We start from the raw sequence: 11661 nt of genomic DNA, 5'->3' as shown, positions 1-11661 counted from the left end.
ATACCCGATCGCATACGACGCCGGCAAGGCGCTGCATGCGGCCGCGAAGGCGAAGGGCGAATTCGGCTACGGCGCGCAGTGGGCCGGGCAGGCGGCGCCGCTCGCGCGGTCGCTGCCGGCGGCCGAGCTGTTCGCCGCGCTCGAACGCGAAACGCGGGCGGCGATCGAGCGGATGCAGCACGTGCTGGATTGATCGCACGATTCGCGAGCGGCGGGCCGCGGGCGCATGCCGGCGATCGATGAACATACCCCGATCACCGCGCCCATACGTCGCCGTTCGCCGCCGATTTGCAATGTTCTGTATCTGCACGAACCGCGGATACATCGCGATACAACGCACGTTCGGGCGTCCGCTATAAAGCAGGCATGACCTTTTCTGGAGTGCATCATGTCTGCAACCTGCTTCAAAGGGTCCTGCCATTGCGGGGCCGTCAAATTCGAAGTCAGAACGGCCATTACGCCCGCGGTGCGGTGCAACTGCAGCCTGTGCCGCCGGCGCGGCGCGCTGATGAGCCCGATGTTCGCCGCCAGCGAACTGAAGATCGTCGAGGGCGAGGGCGCGCTGACGTGCTATCGCTTCAATACGCGCACGGCCCGTCACTATTTCTGCAGCCATTGCGGCGTCTATCCGTTCCATCAGACGCGCAAGGACCCCGCCTGCTGGCGCGTCAATCTGGGCTGCCTCGACGGCGTCGAACCGTATGCGCTCGACGCGACGGTCGCCGACGGCGCGAGCCTCTCGGTCGTGGAGGACGCATGAAGCGCTGGCTGATGATCCTGCTGTTCGCCGCAGGCGGGCTCGCGACCGAAATCGCGCATCCGGTGCAATGCACGCTGCTGTCGTCCAGCCGCGTGCAGACCGGCAAGCGTCGCCGGGCGGGCTGACCTCTCGCCGATTCATCGAGACCGATTATCATGCTTCCGATAAGATCGCACGCGATATATAATGCGTCCATCTGCGGCCGTTCGCGTCGCTGGAGGAAGTTCATGAAACCGACCGAAGCCCCATCCGCCGCTGCGCCGAAGCTGTCCGAGTTCCTGTGCTTTGCGATCTACTCGACGAACCTCGCGTTCGGCAAGGCCTACAAGCCGATCCTCGAAGAGCTCGGCCTCACGTATACGCAATACATCACGATCATTGCGCTGTGGGAGCAGGACAACCAGACGGTCGGCCAACTCGGCGAGAAGCTGTTCCTCGAATCCAATACGCTGACGCCGATCCTGAAGAAGCTCGAGGCGATGGGCTACCTGGAGCGGCACCGCGATCCGTCGGACGAACGCCAGGTGCTCGTCAGCCTGACGAAGAGCGGCCGCCGCGTGCGCGAGAAGGGGCTCGACATGGATCTGGTCGAAGCCACCGGGTTGAAGCCGGATGAATTCGCGAAGATGCAGAAGGCGATCGTCACGCTGCGCGGCAACCTGATCCAGTCGACCGACGAATAAACACCCGGACAACCTGCAGCCGGCACGCGCATCGCGCCGGCCGCATCGTCACGCGTGCGCGTCGCCCAGCACCAGCAGGTGCATTTCGCGACGGACGACGAAACCAAGGGCGAGATAGCGCTCGATCGCCACCCGGTTCGACGTGAGGACGTGCAGGAAAGGCGTTTCCGAACGCGCATCGATCTCCGCAATCAACGACCGCATCAGACGCGCCGCAAGCCCTTGCCGCCGGAACGCGGCATCCACGCACACGGCGCTGATCTCCGTATACCCGTCGGGTTGCATCCGCTCGCCGGCCATCGCGGCCAGCCGGCCTTCGCCGCGGATGCCGATGTAATGGCCGAGCTCGTATGTGCGCGGGCCGAACGGGCCGGGCTGCGCGGCCGTGGTCAATGCGAGCATCTCCGGCACATCGGCTTCGGTGAGCGTGACGTAGCCCGATTCAGGTGCCGGGTCGAGCGGCCGCTGCCAGACCATCTGCAACAGGTTCGCGCGCCGGATCGCCGACAATCCCGCCGGCACCTCGACCTCGTCCGGCGTGACCAGTGCCGCCGGCCCGTGTGCAACGATCAGTGCGCGCAACGCGTCGAAGGATGCCGCGCTCGTGTCCTCGATCGCGGCAAACGGCGCGATGGCCGCGGGAAACCGCCATGCACGGTCGTTGCCGAGCGCAAAGCGGCGCTGCCTGCCCGTCAGCGCGTTCCACACCACATGGTCGAGCGGGTGCGCACTGCCTGTCGCGTTTCCGGTCGTTGCATCGGACATCGGCTGCTCCTCGATTGAAGATTTCGATTGCACAGCATAGACCGGGAACGGACGGGCAGGGCGCGGCGCAGCGTCGATCGCGTCACCGTCACGGCGCAGCATGGGCAGCACGGTCAGCACGTCTTGCCGAAACCCGCGCTACCGCTGCCAGCGCTGCGGATCCACCCATATCGGGAACGACAGGATCACCGCCAGCCCGCTCCCCCCGATCCCGGCCGTCACCTCGACCGACCCGCCGTGCGACTCGGCGATGCGCGCAACGAGCGACAGGCCGATGCCGCTGCCCGGCTGCACCGTTCCCGGTACCCGGTAAAAGCGTTCGAAGATCCGCTCACGCTCGTCGGCCGGCACACCGGGCCCGTCGTCCGCGATACGCAGCTTGACCCGCGCCCCGTCCGCATCGGCAGGAACGTCGCACGTGATCTCGACCCGCCCGCCGTCACGGCCGTAACGCAGCGCGTTGTCGATCAGGTTGCGCACCGCAATCGCGATCTCGTCCAGATCGCCCCAGACGCGCACCGGGTCGACCGCGATCCGCACCGTCTGTCGGCGCGCATGCGCGGCCGCGTCGAAGTCGCTCGCGATCAGCGCAACGAGCCGCGACAGTTCCACCGGCCCATGCTGGTCGGCGCGCGATCCGGCATCCAGCCGCGCCAGTTCAAGCAATTGCCCGGATAGCCGCGCGCTGCGCTCGACGCCCGTTGCGAGCCGGCGCAGTGCTTCGTTCTTGTCCGCCAGACTGTCCGCCTGCAACGCCACTTCCGCCTGGGCCGACAGCGCCGCCAGCGGCGTGCGCAACTCGTGCGCCGCATCGCCGATGAAACGGCGCTCGGTGTCGACGGCCTGACTCAGCCGCGCGAGCAGGCGATTGAACGATTCGACGAGCGGGCGCAGTTCGCGCGGCAGCGTCACCAGCGGCAACGGCGAGAAATCGAATGCGGCCTTGTGCTGGATCGCCCGCTGGACCTCGCGCACCGGCCCGAACGACCAGCGGATCACCCACCAGATCACGACGCCCAGCATCGCAAGCATCACCGCCGTATTGAACAACCCGAGTTGCAGCGCATTGTTCGCCTTCTCCTGCCAGGTCGTGGCCGGGCCGCCCGTCTGAACGTGAATCCGGCCCGCGGGATCCGACAGCGAGTAGACGCGCCAGGTCTCGTCGTGCGCGACGCCACGACCGGTGCTCACCCCGTAGCCGTCGCGCAGGTCGGCCTTGAGCGCCGGCCCAGGCGCATCCGCGCTGTGCATCACGTTGCGGCCATCGACCCACACCTGGAACGCGACGTCGTACTTGCCATACGCGGCTTTCGGCACCACCGCCTGGGCGTTCGCTGCGGGCAGGCGATCGATCGCATCCGGCAACGACAGGAGCAGCAGTTGCGCGGCGCTCTCGAGCATGCCGTCGCGCCAGCCGCGCTGTTCACGCCACAGGCCGATGCCGAGAAACGCCCCCCAGCTCGCCCAGAACACGACGACCGCCGCCATCACGGTCGCGAGCAGGCGCACGCGTAGCGACTTCATGCCGGGCTCTCCCCGACGCGATAGCCGAAGCCATGCACGGTCACGATCAGCTCATCGCCGAGCTTGCGCCGAAGTTGATGGATGTACACGGCGATCGTGTTGCTTTCGATTTCGCTGTCGTTGCCGTACACGCGCTCTTCGAGCTGCGTTCGCGTGACGACGCGGCCTTGCCGCTCCATCAGCGCAAGCAGCGTGCGGTATTCGTGAATGCTGAGCGCAACGGGCTCGCCGGCGCGCGTGACTTCCTTGCGCGCCGGATCGACGTGCACGTCGCGGTAGATCAGGCGCTCCGACACGCGGCCCTGGCTGCGGCGCGTCAGGGCGCGCAGCCGCGCGTAGAGCTCGTCGAGCTGGAACGGCTTCACGAGATAGTCGTCGGCGCCTGCGTCGAGGCCACGGATCCGGTCGCTCAACTGATCGCGCGCGGTCACGATCAATACCGGCGTCGGGTCGTAGTTCGCACGCATCGCGGCGAGCAGCGTGAAACCGGACGCGCCCGCCAGTTGCAGGTCGAGCAGCACCACATCGTAGTCGTGGCCGACGAGCGCGAGCCGCGCGGCCGGCACGTCGGCCGACCAGTCCGCGCGCCAACCGTTCTGCCGGAGGCCCGCGCAAACGGCGTCGGCCAGCATCACATCGTCTTCTACCAACAGGATATGCATCGGTTTCGCTCCTCGAATGTCGAGGTCGCCAGCCTGACCGACCGCGATTAAAAACTTCTTAAAGCCGGGGGGCCACGATGCGTGCCGATCGCCGCATTGCCGGTGCAATGCATCTGGCGTTTTCTCGAGAGGCTCGCGATGACCGTGTCACGTCCTTCAATTCCGTTGCTGCAATGCAATGCGGCACGAAGCTCCCCCTTCGCGCCGTCCCGGTGCGGGCCATTCTGGCATGGAAGGCCGCGCACGTTGTGCGCGTTGCGCACCCGACGCGCGGGGGTGCCGCGATGAACCAGCTCACCACGCTCGTCCCGTTCGGCCTCGCGCTCAGCCTGGCCGGCGCCAACAGCATTGCCTGCCTCGTCGGCCTGTCGCTGATCGAACGGCTGATCCCCGTGCTGCCGTCGCACGTGCTCCTCACGATGATCGGCGTCGCCAGCGCGCAAGGTGCATGGACACTGCCGGAAGCGATCGTCGTCACGGCTCTCGGCAGCTTCGCGGGCTGCCTGTTGCACTACGCGCTCGGCAACCTGTGGCCGGAAGACAGCGTGCTGAGCCTGCTGCGCCGCGTCGCGCCGCTGGGCAGGCTGCAGCCCGCAAGAATGGACGCGCTGATCGACGGAATCCGCGCGCGGCCCACGCGGCTCGCGCTCTGGTCGCAACTGGTGCCGTTCGTCCGGCTCGTCGCACCGGCGCTGGCCGGCTTGCTGGAAGCGAGTTTCGCGCGGTTCGCGTCCGGTGCCGCCGCCGGCATCGCGCTCTGGAACACGCTGTTCATCACGGCGGGCTACCTGGCCGCGCAAGCGGCCGTCTAGCCCGCCATGTCGTTGACCGATCGATCCCGTCTGGAGCCTGTCGATGCGAATCCCTGAATGGATGCTGTTCCTGCGTACCTGGTTGCGCAATCCTCGCCGGGTCGGTGCGCTTGCGCCGTCCGGCCCGGCGCTCGCCGCGATGATCACCGCCGATATCCCGCGCGACGGCGCCGCCGTGATCGAACTCGGTGCGGGCACCGGCGTGTTCACGCGCGCGCTGCTCGCGCGCGGCGTCACGAGCGACAGGCTGGTGCTGGTGGAGGCCGATCCCGCTTTCGCGAATACGCTGCGGCATCAGTTCCCCGCGTTGCGGATCATGCAGATGGATGCGGCGCAACTCGCCATGACGGGCGACTTCTTCGGCGGGGCGCGCGCGGATGCGATCGTGAGCGGGTTGCCGCTCGTTGCGATGCCGCTCGAACAGGCCGTCGCGATCGTTCACTGCGCGTTCGCGCGGCACCTGACTGCCGATGGCGCGTTCTACCAGTTCACGTACGTGCCGCGCTGCCCGATCCCGGCGCGTTATCTGGAGGCCATGCGCATTCGCGCCGTCCGGGTCGGTGTCGCGTGGATGAACTTTCCGCCTGCCGTCGTGTATCGCTTCGAACGCCGGATCGATACGATTCACCATCCGTGGCCTGGTGCGCGGCCACAGCGGGATGCGGTTGCGGAAGCAACCACTTTGCGCGGCCTCGAAATCACCCGGTTTCCCCATGCGCCATCGCTCGACTCGAGCGGCGCCGGGCCATCGACGGATGGACACCCATCATCGTGAACGCGCTCGGGGATGGGGTACGGTTCGGCTTGCCACGGCCGCGGCCTCATCTTCCACACTCGCCGGCCGCCAGAGTCGGCAGCCACGTCGGCGCTGCGCGCTATCGAATCCCGTGCCGACGCAAGCACGTCGGGCATGTCAACCCGCAGCGCTGCTTTTCGCGGAAGACCGACGACGCGCGCACCACGCTCGCGCGCCCCCGTGTCTCACACGTCTTGCCCGGCCTTGCGCGACGATTCCGACGCGCCATGTTCAATGGCCGAAGTAGATCGACCGCTCGGCCGTGCGAACCGCGCTGCGGCTGCCCGACTGCGTCGCACCGCCGGCGTCGCTGCCGTAACCCGACGCCTGCGACTCGACCGCGACTGCATCGGTGTCGCGGACCCGGCGCAGCGCAGCCTGGAGATTGTCCGGATAGTTCGGGTCATTGGGCCGGTTCGGCAGGTAGCCGGACTTCTGCAGCGCGGCCAGTTCCGCACGCACCTGCGCACGCGTCACGGTGCTTTCGCCCGCAAACGCCGGCGCTGCAACGGCAGCCGACACGGCAACGAGAAGGGCAGCGATCAGTTGGGTCTTCATCTTTCACCTCGACAAGAAAATGGGGATTCAGCGGTTGCGCACCGTGCGCCGGCCACCGGCGCCGTTCGCGGTTTCGTTCAATGACCGAAGTAGATCGAGCGCTCGGCGATCCGCGTCGCGGGACGGCTGCCCGACTGCGTCGCGGCAACAGCTTCGCTGCCGTAACCGGACGTCGCAGCATCGGCCACTGTGGTGTCGTTCGCGTGAATGCGCGTCAGCGCGGCCTGCAGCTCGTCCGGATAGTGCGGATCGTTCGCGCGGCCCGGCCGATAGCCGGCCTGTTCGAGCTGGACGAGCTCGGCACGCACCTGCGCGCGGGACACGACGGTTGCATCGGCGAACGCCGGTGCGGCAGCGGATGCGGAAACGGCCACGAGAAGGGCTGCGATCAATTGGGTTTTCATCATTTACCTCGACAGGACTGGGATAGAAGGGATTCAGGATTCGCGTATCGACGATGCGCCGCGCTCAATGACCGAAATACACCGAGCGGTCGGCCACGTTGACCGCATGCCGGCGGCCCGCTTGCGTCGCCGCATCGCCGTTGCTGCCGTAGCCGGAAGCCTGCTCGTTGCCTGCGACCGCATCGGCCGCATGGATCCGCGTGAGTGCAGCCTGGAGAGCGTCCGGATAGGTTGCGTCGGTCGCGCGATTCAGCGGGTAGCCGGCCTGTTGCAACTGCGTGAGCTCGGCGCGCACCTGCGCACGCGTCACGGTGGCTTCGCTGGAGAACGCCGGTGCGGCAACAGAGGCCGAAACAGCAACGAAAAGGGCGGCGATCAGTCGGGTATTCATCATTCACCTCGAAAAAAGAAAGGAAATCGGGTATTCGGCAGGCGGCGCCCGGCCGCCTGATGCATCGTTCAAGCGATACGGATCTCGACGTCGATGTTGCCGCGCGTCGCCTTCGAATACGGGCAGGTCTGGTGTGCGGCGTCGACGATGCGCTGCGCGACGTCGCGATCGAGCCCCGGCACGCTCACGTTCAGCCGGGCCTGCAGGAAGTACGCGTTGCCGCCGGTACCGAGATCCACTTCGGCGTCGACCGCGAGATCGGCCGGCAGCGTCACCTTCGCCGCACGCGCCGCAAGCTGCATCGCGCCGATGAAGCAGGCCGACCAGCCGGCCGCGAACAGTTGCTCCGGGTTGGTGCCGGTGCCGGCGCTGCCCGGCGACGACAACTGAATGTCGAGGCGGCCGTCGGAACTGCGGGCCGTGCCGTCGCGGCCGCCCGAAGTCGTATGCGTCTTGCCCGTGTACAGCACTTTTTCGATCTTGCTCATCATTTGCTCCGTCAGTTGGCTGGTTTGTCTCAGATGCGATTCGATCGCATGCGATGGAGTTTCGTCGAGACGAGCACCTGAGTCAAGCGCATTCGATTAGATCGCATGCGATATTTTGTATTTCAATGTATCTGGAACGTGTACAGCTTTGCCGGGCAAGGCTTTCCGGCGATCGATCCCTGATATTCGAGGAGTAACAAATCCGGGCAGGGCGGGCGAATATGCCCCGGAATTGGCTGGCCGCCCCGCGGGGCGGCCGATTAGTCACGCCGCGTCGATCTCGGCGATCACGACGAGGATCACGGCCGCGTCGGCCGGCAACTGGCGCTGGGAGAACGCCGAGCGCGCATGGCCGGCCTTGCCGCCCAGTACGGCGGCGAACAGGTCCGACGCGCCGTCGATCACGGCCGGCTGCCCGAAAAAGCCGTCGGCCGAACTCACGTGCCCCTCGACGCGCACGATCTTGCGCAGGCGCTCGAACCCGCCCAGGTGCCGGCGGATCTGCGCGAGTACATTCAGCGCCGCGAGCCGGGCGGCATGCTTGCCTTCGTCGACGCTCAACTGCTCGCCGACGCGGCCGGTAAAGGCGACCTTGCCGTCGACGAGCGGCAGTTGTCCGGAGACGAACAGCAGGTTGCCGGCTTCGCTGACGGCCGTATAGCTGCCGAGCGGGTTCGGCGGTTCGGGTAACGCGAGGCCGAGGTCGGCCAGTTTCTGTTCGACGGTCATGTCGTGCTCCTTGCGGGAAATGGGTTCGGGATATCGGTGCTGCCTGTGAGTCACTGTAGTCATGCGGCCGAAGCCGGTAAATGTCAGCGGAGCAATTGATTCACGACGCGGTGTAACGAATCGCGCGATGCGTACCCGCTGGTTTCCCGCACGAGATTCATGCACACTCGGCTCCATCGCGCGCCACACGCCGGAGACGGCAGGAACCGCCCCATGCAACGACAATTCGACGATCTGCTGCTCGGCAGCATCGAGCTGTTCTGTCTCGCCGCAGAACTCGGCAGCTTCACGCTGGCGGCCAACGCGGCGAGCGTCACGCCGGCCGCGGTCAGCCGGTCGGTGGCGAGGCTCGAGGAGCGGCTCGGCATGCGGCTGTTCGTGCGCACGACACGCCAGATCCGCCTGACCGATTCCGGCCGCCGCTATTTCGAACAATGTCGCGACGCGCTGTCGCAACTCGTCGACGCGGAACGCGAGGCGACCGGCCAGCAGGCCACGCCCGCCGGCTTGCTGCGGATCAGCATGCCGACGCCGTACGGGCACTATCGCGTGCTGCCGCTGCTGCCGGCGTTTCGCGAGCGGTATCCGGACGTGCGAGTCGAAACCCACCTGAGCAACCGCAACATCGACTTCGCCGAGGAAGGCTACGATCTCGCGATCCGCGGAAGCGCGCCGGCCGATTCGAACCTGGTCGCACGCAAGCTGGAGGACGCCGAACTCGTGGTCGTCGCGACGCCCGGCTACCTGAAGCGCGCGGGCATGCCGGCCGCCATCGACGATCTGCATGCGCACGAATGCGTCCAGTTCGAGCTGCCGAGCAGCGGGCGGCGGATTCCCTGGCTGTTCAACGATGGATCGGAGGAAATCGACGTCGCGACGACCGGCAGCTACGGTACGTCGGGCGACTACCTTGCCGGTGTGACGCTCGCGCGCAGCGGGGCGGGGCTGTTCCAGACCTATCGCTTCATCGTCGAGCAGGATCTGCGCGCCGGCACGCTCGTGGAAGTGCTGCCCGGCCTTGGCGGCCGGTCGCGGCCGTTCATGCTGCTGTATCCGCATGCGCGCTTTCTGTCGTCGCGCGTGCGCGTGTTCGTCGACTTCCTCATCGAGCATCTGGCGCACGCGCCCGCCAGGCCTGCGGCCGGGACACGCGCCAAACGGGCCGGCGCATCGCGATAGGCGCGCCGGCTCGCGGATTCGACGCCGCGACTCAATGCCCGGCGCTCTGGCCGCCGTCGACATGCAGGATCTCGCCCGTGACGAACGGTGCCGAATCCAGGTACAGGATCGCGTCGACGATGTCGCTCATCTCGCCCATGCGGCCGACCGGATGCAGCGACGCGAGCGTCGCATGCGTTTCGGGCGCATGCATCGGCGACTTGATGATGCCGGGCGACACCGCATTCACGCGAATGCCGGCCTTCGCATACTCGATCGCGAGCGACTTCGTCGCCGCATTCAATCCACCTTTCGTCAACGACGCGAGCACCGACGGCACGTTGCTGTTCGCGTGATCGACCAGGCTGGTCGTGATGCTCACGACGTGGCCGCCGCCGTGCTTCTGCATCGCGGCGATCGCATGCTGCGTGACGTGGAAGAAACCGTTCAGGTTGACGCTCGTGATCTGCGCGTAGTCGTCGGCGGTGTACTGCGTGAACGGCTTTGCGATGAAGATCCCGGCGTTGTTGACGAGCGTGTCGACGCGGCCGAACCGTTCGATGGCGGCGTCGACCACACGCCGCGCGACGGCCGCGTCGCCGATGTCGCCCGCGACGGTGACGAGATCGGGATCGTTCGACGGTCCGATCGAACGTGACGTGGCGACGACGCGATGGCCGCGGGCCCGGAATGCTTCGACGGTTGCCGCGCCGATGCCTTGCGATGCGCCGGTGACGATGATGACTTTGGATGCGCTCATGATTTGCCTCGATGGGTGATGGGTTCTCGGCTTTGGTGCCGACCGGATCCGTGAATCCGATGGGCGAACTGTAGGCGCGCCGGTTGCAATCTCGAACACCCACCGTGGAGCAACAGTCTTGCGTCGGGGGAACAAATGCGGGGAGGGGCGGTTGTCTCAGGTCAGCACGGCCGGTCAGCACGTGAAGGCGTGGATTGGACGATCCGTGGCCGGCCATTGACGCGGCGTCGCCTGACTGCACGAGTTCGGTGTTTTCACCGGGAGGCTGGCCGAAACGCCGGCGATATTCGCGACTGAACCGCGATGCGCCGCCGCTACGCCTGCTGCTCAGCCAATTGGCGCCCGACGTCGCGTTCAAGCCCTTCGACGCGCTGCGCGAATGTTGAAGCGTCGCGCAATCTCACCGAAGGGGCTATTTTTCCTGCGGCTTGACGAGCCGATTTGTCCGTCGCGGAACACGCAGTTGGATAAACCTACGAATCTATTCGGATAACTTTTCTTATCACAATAGCATGATTGAAAATCAAAACTCGCCGTTTCGAAAACGCGTCTGACGCCCAACGTCCGGGCCGCCTTCATGCATGTCGTCATCGATTCGAGGGCAGGGAAGCGAACATGCGTCGTGCACGCCTCCCATCCAGCGCGTTGATCCGTGCGAGCAGCACCGTCAACACGTCGGCCGTCGCGCGCGCGACATCCTGCGAGGTCGTGTCGACGAGCGCATGCGCACATTCGCGATACAGCGGGTCGCGCATGCGGTACAACGCGGCGAGCGTCTGCCGCGGGTCGGCCGCCTGCAGCAGCGGCCGGCGGGTGTCATCGCGCGTGCGACGCCACAGCACATCCGGATCCGCATGCAGGTAGATCACGCAGCCGCGCTCGCTCAAGCGCGCGCGGCTGCGCGGATTCAGCACCGCGCCCCCGCCGGTCGCCACGACCACGTTCGGGCGCTGCGTCAGTTCGTCGACGATCTGCGTTTCGAGCAATCGAAAGCCGCCTTCACCGACCGTGTCGAACAGCGCGGCGACCGGGCGGCCGGTGCGCCGCTCGATCTCCTCGTCACTATCGGCAAACGTCCAGCCGAGCGATGCCGCGAGCGCGCGGCCGAGCGTCGATTTGCCCGCCCCCATCATGCCGACCAGGAACGCACGCGCGGGCAGGGCGCGTGCGA

The 11661-nt window shown here is 66.6% G+C and carries 17 protein-coding genes and 1 pseudogene; 8 read left to right on the top strand and 10 right to left on the bottom strand.

Annotated features, from left to right (window positions below; all coding sequences use genetic code 11):
- The 4 genes and pseudogenes from G3O06_RS43330 to G3O06_RS43320 form a co-directional block, all read left to right on the top strand.
- Positions 1-193 (top strand): annotated as a pseudogene (locus G3O06_RS43330) (nitronate monooxygenase); the annotation flags it as partial.
- A 195-nt stretch (positions 194-388) separates the two neighbouring features.
- Positions 389-760, top strand: coding sequence for a GFA family protein (locus tag G3O06_RS43325; protein ID WP_205819758.1), 372 nt, complete (start codon positions 389-391; stop codon positions 758-760).
- The gene (locus G3O06_RS49855) at positions 757-885 is read left to right on the top strand and encodes a hypothetical protein (protein ID WP_277403792.1); all 129 of its coding nucleotides are present in this window, start codon (positions 757-759) and stop codon (positions 883-885) included. Before G3O06_RS43325 ends, G3O06_RS49855 begins: the two co-directional genes overlap by 4 nt.
- A gap of 102 nt (positions 886-987) precedes the next feature.
- Positions 988-1443: a MarR family transcriptional regulator gene (locus G3O06_RS43320; protein ID WP_205819757.1), complete on the top strand. Its 456-nt coding sequence runs from the start codon at positions 988-990 to the stop codon at positions 1441-1443.
- 48 nt (positions 1444-1491) lie between these two features.
- Here G3O06_RS43320 and G3O06_RS43315 read toward each other — a convergent pair whose 3' ends face one another.
- From G3O06_RS43315 to G3O06_RS43305, 3 genes are all read right to left on the bottom strand, one after another.
- Positions 1492-2208, bottom strand: a complete 717-nt coding sequence (locus G3O06_RS43315) for a GNAT family N-acetyltransferase (protein WP_205819756.1) — start codon at positions 2206-2208, stop codon at positions 1492-1494.
- 138 nt (positions 2209-2346) lie between these two features.
- The gene (locus G3O06_RS43310) at positions 2347-3732 is read right to left on the bottom strand and encodes an ATP-binding protein (protein WP_174969063.1); all 1386 of its coding nucleotides are present in this window, start codon (positions 3730-3732) and stop codon (positions 2347-2349) included.
- Positions 3729-4394 carry a response regulator transcription factor gene (locus G3O06_RS43305; protein WP_174918944.1) on the bottom strand — a complete coding sequence of 222 codons (666 nt, stop codon included), beginning with the start codon at positions 4392-4394 and terminating at the stop codon, positions 3729-3731. The genes G3O06_RS43310 and G3O06_RS43305 overlap by 4 nt, the downstream gene beginning before the upstream one ends.
- A gap of 284 nt (positions 4395-4678) precedes the next feature.
- Between G3O06_RS43305 and G3O06_RS43300 the strand changes: the two genes are divergently transcribed.
- Together G3O06_RS43300 and G3O06_RS43295 are read left to right on the top strand one after the other, a co-directional pair.
- The gene (locus tag G3O06_RS43300; protein ID WP_174969062.1) at positions 4679-5206 is read left to right on the top strand and encodes a VTT domain-containing protein; all 528 of its coding nucleotides are present in this window, start codon (positions 4679-4681) and stop codon (positions 5204-5206) included.
- 43 nt (positions 5207-5249) lie between these two features.
- Positions 5250-5981, top strand: coding sequence for an rRNA adenine N-6-methyltransferase family protein (locus G3O06_RS43295; protein WP_205819755.1), 732 nt, complete (start codon positions 5250-5252; stop codon positions 5979-5981).
- Between the two features lie 252 nt (positions 5982-6233).
- Here the strand turns inward: G3O06_RS43295 and G3O06_RS43290 are convergent, their stop codons facing one another.
- From G3O06_RS43290 to G3O06_RS43270, 5 genes are all read right to left on the bottom strand, one after another.
- Positions 6234-6560, bottom strand: a complete 327-nt coding sequence (locus G3O06_RS43290) for a DUF4148 domain-containing protein (RefSeq protein WP_205819754.1) — start codon at positions 6558-6560, stop codon at positions 6234-6236.
- A gap of 77 nt (positions 6561-6637) precedes the next feature.
- On the bottom strand, positions 6638-6967 hold the full coding sequence (locus G3O06_RS43285; protein ID WP_205819753.1) for a DUF4148 domain-containing protein: 330 nt from the start codon (positions 6965-6967) through the stop codon (positions 6638-6640).
- 61 nt (positions 6968-7028) lie between these two features.
- On the bottom strand, positions 7029-7355 hold the full coding sequence (locus G3O06_RS43280) for a DUF4148 domain-containing protein (protein WP_174979922.1): 327 nt from the start codon (positions 7353-7355) through the stop codon (positions 7029-7031).
- A 68-nt stretch (positions 7356-7423) separates the two neighbouring features.
- A complete protein-coding gene (locus tag G3O06_RS43275; RefSeq protein ID WP_174918950.1) occupies positions 7424-7843 on the bottom strand; it encodes an organic hydroperoxide resistance protein in 420 nt (139 codons plus the stop codon).
- A gap of 264 nt (positions 7844-8107) precedes the next feature.
- Positions 8108-8572: a RidA family protein gene (locus G3O06_RS43270; RefSeq protein WP_205819752.1), complete on the bottom strand. Its 465-nt coding sequence runs from the start codon at positions 8570-8572 to the stop codon at positions 8108-8110.
- Between the two features lie 213 nt (positions 8573-8785).
- Here G3O06_RS43270 and G3O06_RS43265 point away from each other — a divergent pair, with 213 nt between their 5' ends.
- The gene (locus G3O06_RS43265) at positions 8786-9751 is read left to right on the top strand and encodes a LysR family transcriptional regulator (RefSeq protein WP_205819751.1); all 966 of its coding nucleotides are present in this window, start codon (positions 8786-8788) and stop codon (positions 9749-9751) included.
- Positions 9752-9782: 31 nt separating this feature from the next.
- On the opposite strand, the gene G3O06_RS43260 is transcribed toward G3O06_RS43265, so the two are convergent.
- Positions 9783-10490, bottom strand: coding sequence for an SDR family NAD(P)-dependent oxidoreductase (locus G3O06_RS43260; protein ID WP_174918953.1), 708 nt, complete (start codon positions 10488-10490; stop codon positions 9783-9785).
- Positions 10491-10684: 194 nt separating this feature from the next.
- Between G3O06_RS43260 and G3O06_RS43255 the strand changes: the two genes are divergently transcribed.
- Positions 10685-10876: a hypothetical protein gene (locus tag G3O06_RS43255; protein ID WP_174969055.1), complete on the top strand. Its 192-nt coding sequence runs from the start codon at positions 10685-10687 to the stop codon at positions 10874-10876.
- 201 nt (positions 10877-11077) lie between these two features.
- On the opposite strand, the gene G3O06_RS43250 is transcribed toward G3O06_RS43255, so the two are convergent.
- On the bottom strand, positions 11078-11661 hold a 584-nt coding region (locus tag G3O06_RS43250; protein ID WP_205819750.1), incomplete at its 5' end, for a shikimate kinase.

The sequence above is a fragment of the Burkholderia sp. Ac-20345 genome, from assembly GCF_017104825.1.
Taxonomy (GTDB): domain Bacteria; phylum Pseudomonadota; class Gammaproteobacteria; order Burkholderiales; family Burkholderiaceae; genus Burkholderia; species Burkholderia lata_B.
This window is presented reverse-complemented; position numbering and strand designations above follow the sequence as displayed.

Coding starts and splice junctions, on each gene's coding strand:
- G3O06_RS43325 (WP_205819758.1), top strand. CDS start 389: ATGTCTGCAACCTGCTTCAAAGGGTCCTGCCATTGCGGGGCCGTCAAA.
- G3O06_RS49855 (WP_277403792.1), top strand. CDS start 757: ATGAAGCGCTGGCTGATGATCCTGCTGTTCGCCGCAGGCGGGCTCGCG.
- G3O06_RS43320 (WP_205819757.1), top strand. CDS start 988: ATGAAACCGACCGAAGCCCCATCCGCCGCTGCGCCGAAGCTGTCCGAG.
- G3O06_RS43315 (WP_205819756.1), bottom strand. CDS start 2,208: ATGTCCGATGCAACGACCGGAAACGCGACAGGCAGTGCGCACCCGCTC.
- G3O06_RS43310 (WP_174969063.1), bottom strand. CDS start 3,732: ATGAAGTCGCTACGCGTGCGCCTGCTCGCGACCGTGATGGCGGCGGTC.
- G3O06_RS43305 (WP_174918944.1), bottom strand. CDS start 4,394: ATGCATATCCTGTTGGTAGAAGACGATGTGATGCTGGCCGACGCCGTT.
- G3O06_RS43300 (WP_174969062.1), top strand. CDS start 4,679: ATGAACCAGCTCACCACGCTCGTCCCGTTCGGCCTCGCGCTCAGCCTG.
- G3O06_RS43295 (WP_205819755.1), top strand. CDS start 5,250: ATGCGAATCCCTGAATGGATGCTGTTCCTGCGTACCTGGTTGCGCAAT.
- G3O06_RS43290 (WP_205819754.1), bottom strand. CDS start 6,560: ATGAAGACCCAACTGATCGCTGCCCTTCTCGTTGCCGTGTCGGCTGCC.
- G3O06_RS43285 (WP_205819753.1), bottom strand. CDS start 6,967: ATGATGAAAACCCAATTGATCGCAGCCCTTCTCGTGGCCGTTTCCGCA.
- G3O06_RS43280 (WP_174979922.1), bottom strand. CDS start 7,355: ATGAATACCCGACTGATCGCCGCCCTTTTCGTTGCTGTTTCGGCCTCT.
- G3O06_RS43275 (WP_174918950.1), bottom strand. CDS start 7,843: ATGAGCAAGATCGAAAAAGTGCTGTACACGGGCAAGACGCATACGACT.
- G3O06_RS43270 (WP_205819752.1), bottom strand. CDS start 8,572: ATGACCGTCGAACAGAAACTGGCCGACCTCGGCCTCGCGTTACCCGAA.
- G3O06_RS43265 (WP_205819751.1), top strand. CDS start 8,786: ATGCAACGACAATTCGACGATCTGCTGCTCGGCAGCATCGAGCTGTTC.
- G3O06_RS43260 (WP_174918953.1), bottom strand. CDS start 10,490: ATGAGCGCATCCAAAGTCATCATCGTCACCGGCGCATCGCAAGGCATC.